Genomic DNA, 1,762 nt, shown 5'->3' on the forward strand with positions numbered 1-1,762 from the left:
TACCGACGTAGACGTTGTCCGGCGCGGTGACGGTGGTAGTGCCCACGGTGCCGTTGGCCGGCACGGTGATGACGGTCTTGCCGTCGCTCAGCGTGAAGGTCAGGGCGCTGTGGTTGTTGATCGGCAGACCATCTTTGTTGGTCAGCGTGATGGTGTAGGTGATCACGCCGCCTTCGGTGACCGAAGGGGTGGCGGTCAGCTTCGCGATCACTTCGTCGGTGGTGTCTTTGACCTTGACCGAAGCATCGCCGCCCAGTTGCAGGTTTTCGAAACCACGACCGTCGATATCCACGGCGGACTTGATGCCCAAAGTGATTTTGCCGCCGTCTTTGTAGACGTCTTCGCCTTGCGCTGCATGGGTGTAGGGTGCGCTGGTCTCACCGGCCTTGATGGTGACTTGGGCGTTGTTGCTCAGGGTCACGACCAAGTCATGATCCAGCACGGTGTTGATCTTGACGGTGAAGGTCGGCTCTTTGTTTTCGTAGACCAACTTCTGATCAGCCACGATAGTGACCTTGACCAGATCGCCCTGGTTACCGGTACCTGGAGTGCCCGAACCTGGCTCGTCGGTAACTTCGGTGCTGACCTTGGTTTCATCCAGCGTCAGCTGTTCGAACTTCCAGGCATCAGCGCCGCTGACGTACTTGAGGCTCTGCTCGATCGCAGCATTCGTGCCGGTATAGACGTTGTCCGGAGCAATAACAGTAGTCGAGCCGGTAGTCCCGTTTGCCGGTACGGTAATGGTGGTCTTGCCATCGCTCAGGGTGAAAGTCAGGGCCGAGTGGTTGTTGATCGGCAGACCATCTTTGTTGGTCAGTGTCACGGTGTAGGTGATCACACCACCTTCACTCACAGACTCTGTTGCAGTCAGTTTTGCTACAACTTCGTTGGTCGTGTCGGTAACTTTGACCGAAGCCTGTTCACCCAGTTGCAGGTTTTCGAAAGTACGCCCGTCAACATCCACCGCCGACTTGATACCAAGGGTGATTTCGCCACTGTCCAGATAGACGTCGTCGCCCTGTGCCGCGTGGACATAAGGTTCGCTCGAAGTCTGACCGGCCTTGATGGTGACCTGGGCATCGTTGCTCAGGGTCACGACCAGGTCATGGTCCAGTGCCGTGTTGATGTGCACGGTGAAGCTCGGCTTGACGTCCTCGGCCACCGAGACCTGATCGGCCGTAATGGTGACCTTGACCACGTCGCCCTGGTTGCCGGTACCTGGCGTACCCGAACCTGGCTCGTCGGTAACTTCGGTGCTGACCTTGGTGTCGTCCAGCGTCAGCTGTTCGAACTTCCAGGCATCAGCGCCGCTGACGTACTTCAGGCTCTGCTCGACCGGGGCGTTCGTGCCGGTATAGACGTTGTCTGGAGCAATGACGGTGGCCGAACCGGTGGTGCCGTTCGCAGGCACGGTGATGGTGGTCTTGCCGTCACTCAGGGTGAAGGTCAGGGCCGAGTGGTTGTTGATCGGCAGGCCGTCCTTGTTGGTCAGGGTCACGGTGTAGGTGATTACGCCACCTTCAGTAACGGACTCGGTTGCGGTCAATGTGGCCACAACTTCGCTGACTGTGTCGGTAACCTGAACCGAAGCATCGCCGCCCAGTTGCAGATTCTCGAAGGCACGGCCGTCGACGTCCACGGCGGACTTGATGCCAAGGGTGATTTCGCCGCTGTCCAAATAAACGTCATCGCCCTGCGCAGCGTGCTCGTACGGCGCGCTGGTGTCGCCGGCCTTGATGGTCACGGTCGCATCATTGCTCAA

1 protein-coding gene is annotated in these 1,762 nt (G+C 58.6%); it reads right to left on the reverse strand.

Annotation, left to right across the window (positions count from 1 at the left end; genetic code table 11):
* A partial coding sequence (locus A0O30_RS27565; RefSeq protein ID WP_371921642.1) for an immunoglobulin-like domain-containing protein occupies positions 1–1,762 on the reverse strand: 1,762 nt, incomplete at both ends.

This window comes from Pseudomonas sp. LLC-1 (assembly GCF_002992185.1).
Classification (GTDB): Bacteria; Pseudomonadota; Gammaproteobacteria; order Pseudomonadales; family Pseudomonadaceae; genus Aquipseudomonas; species Aquipseudomonas monteilii.